We start from the raw sequence: 2627 nt of genomic DNA, 5'->3' as shown, positions 1-2627 counted from the left end.
CAGCCGTCATTCTGAGGTACGAAGAATCTCCAGAGGTCCTATTTATGTTTATAATACATTTCCTGATCCTCGAGAGACCCTTCTCCCGATAGCCATAGGGATCAGGGTGACGGCAGCTAAGAAATCTGTCATTGGTAGGCATGAAGGATCTCCTGAGGGCCTATTTATGTTTATTTTAATCATTTCCTCATGAGACCCTTCTCCCGAAAGCCCCGATAGCTATCGGGGGGATCAGGGTGACGGGCCGCTCCGATTTATGTCATTGGTAGTGGACTATTATATTTTTCAACTTTGTACCGAATAGCAAATAATCTTAGGATCTCCGCTTTACTTCTATCTATATTATAACTATATTATTTCAATTTATTTCCATTTTATCTCGAATCACTTCGTTCTCGGGATCTTCGTTTCGCTCCGGTTTTAATTTATTTTAAGGTATTTAAATAATATTACACTTAAGCAAAATCCAAATCACCCCAAAATCTTCCTGGCAATCAATTCCTTCATAATCTCATTTGTTCCGGCATAAATTCGTTGTACCCGAGCATCCGCAAATGCTCGGGCTACGCCGTATTCCCACATATAGCCATAGCCGCCATGTAGCTGAACACATTCATCAGAAACATCACATTGCAGTTCGGTCATGAGGTACTTTGCCGAAGAGGCCATTGCGCCATCTACTTTTTTGTCATTATGCAACATCACCAACTGATCCACATAAATCCTTCCCTGCTCCAATTTCGCTCCCATCTCCGCTAATTTAAAGCGGGTATTCTGAAAATCAGAAACCATCTTTCCAAAGGCTGCCCTGTTTTTGACATACTCTACCGTTAACTTGAAAGTCGTTTCTGCTAAGGCAACTGCTGCCAATGCTACAATCAATCTTTCCTGGGCCAACTCAGTCATCAGGTATTTAAATCCTTCTCCTACTTTGCCCAAGAGGTTTTCTTTTGGCACCTTCACGTCTTCAAAAAACAATTCACAGGTATCCTGTGCATGCAATCCTACTTTTTCAAATGGTACTCCTTTTGAGAAACCGACCATATCCTTGTCTACGATAAACAAGCTGATTCCCTTCGCTCCTTTGCTGGGGTCGGTCTTGGCTGCCACAACTCCAATATCACAGAGAAAGCCATTGGTGATAAAAGTCTTTGATCCATTGATCAGGTAATGGTCTCCTTTATCTTCTGCTGTTGTCCTGATTGCCTGAAGATCCGAACCTGCCCCGGGTTCTGTCATGGCTATGGCACCAATCAAATCCCCGCTGACCATACCTGGTATGTATTTGGATTTAGCAGATTCTGTTCCGTAATGCTGGACATAAGGAAAGACGATATCACTGTGCAGTGGATAGCCTATCGCCGGTCCTGAACAACCTGAAAGCCCTAGTTCTTCGATAAAAATGGCATTGAACCTAAAATCCTGAATTCCCATTCCTCCATAGGTTTCAGATGCTTGTAGACAGAGAAATCCGTTTTCACCAAGCTTTTTCCATGATTCCCTGCTTACCATTTTGTTCTTTTCCCAATCGGCATTGTTGGGAATAATTTCCTTAGCAATAAAATCTCTTACGGACTGTCGAAAGAGTTCATGCTCTTCGTTAAAAATCGTTCTTATGACTGAGTACATTATATATTTGGGTTTATGGGTTTCAAAACAATAATTGGGTAAATAAAATTATAAATTGAATTTATCCTGAAATATACCAATTCTATAAGCAATATTAAATTTATATTCTGTTTATGGCTGAAAATGAATTTTAGCAGAAAAGGCATTTATCTACATTAAATCAACTCTTCTTCTTTATTAACTGATATCAAATACAATCGTTGTCATCCTAATCAATAAAAAAGGGGAGCAAATTCAGCTTCCCCTAATGATAATCTTTTTGGATCTTTACTATTACATCATTCTTCAAACATCATTTAATCTCTATATAAACCAACGTCCGTCATCGGACATCGGACAAAAAGTTCATTTCATTACAAAGAAACAAAATACATATCCCAGTAATGAGGTCCCCTCTAACACCATCAATCCCAAGGCTTTCTTGGCAATTTTTCAGATCTTTGGTCTGTATGATAAATCATGGAAGCAATGATGACTGCAGCTTGGGTCATGTCGCTCAACTGCATTCTTTCATATACATCCATATTGGTATGGTAGCCTTTTCCATAGTCAATGGGATCCTGGATAAACTGGAATCCGGGAACACCAACCGCTTCAAATGCCACGTGGTCAGTCGATCCTGTATTTCTCAAAGTAATGGTTTTGGCACCCATATCATGAAAAGGCTCAAACCATTTTTCAAATACAGGAACCAATTGGTCGTTTCCTTCCAGGTAAATACCCCTAATTTTTCCAGATCCATTATCCAAATTATAATATGCTGATATTTTGTCCCATTCCGCCTTTTTTTCTTTGGAATTCCTGTCTGCCACATACTTCTGTACATAGCCCCTTGAACCAAAAAGTCCCTGTTCTTCTTCACCCCAAAGCGCAATTCTGATTGTCCTTCTTGGTTGGTAATTCAATGCCTTCAATATCCTGATGGCTTCCATCATCACCGCAACTCCAGCTGCATTATCATTGCCACCGGTACCTGCATGCCAACTGTCCAAATGTGC

At 40.2% G+C, this 2627-nt stretch carries 3 protein-coding genes; 1 reads left to right on the top strand and 2 read right to left on the bottom strand.

Annotated features, from left to right (window positions below; all coding sequences use genetic code 11):
• A partial coding sequence (locus tag ACEW8U_RS23020; protein WP_373524403.1) for a hypothetical protein occupies window positions 1-193 on the top strand: 193 nt, incomplete at its 5' end.
• Between the two features lie 278 nt (window positions 194-471).
• On the opposite strand, the gene ACEW8U_RS23015 is transcribed toward ACEW8U_RS23020, so the two are convergent.
• Both ACEW8U_RS23015 and ACEW8U_RS23010 read right to left on the bottom strand, forming a co-directional pair.
• Entirely contained in the window at window positions 472-1629 is a 1158-nt protein-coding gene (locus tag ACEW8U_RS23015) for an acyl-CoA dehydrogenase family protein (RefSeq protein WP_373524402.1), read from the bottom strand.
• A 404-nt stretch (window positions 1630-2033) separates the two neighbouring features.
• Window positions 2034-2627: M20/M25/M40 family metallo-hydrolase (locus tag ACEW8U_RS23010; RefSeq protein WP_373524401.1), on the bottom strand; the 594-nt coding region annotated here is incomplete at its 5' end.

Source organism: Aquiflexum sp., from assembly GCF_041751335.1.
In the GTDB taxonomy this organism is placed as follows: Bacteria; Bacteroidota; Bacteroidia; order Cytophagales; family Cyclobacteriaceae; genus Aquiflexum.
The sequence above is the reverse complement of the archived record's forward strand: the minus strand, read 5'-3'. Positions and strand labels throughout refer to the sequence as shown.

What these genes read in the sequence shown, in the direction of transcription:
- ACEW8U_RS23015 (WP_373524402.1), bottom strand. Translation starts at nt 1,629, where the DNA reads ATGTACTCAGTCATAAGAACGATTTTTAACGAAGAGCATGAACTCTTT.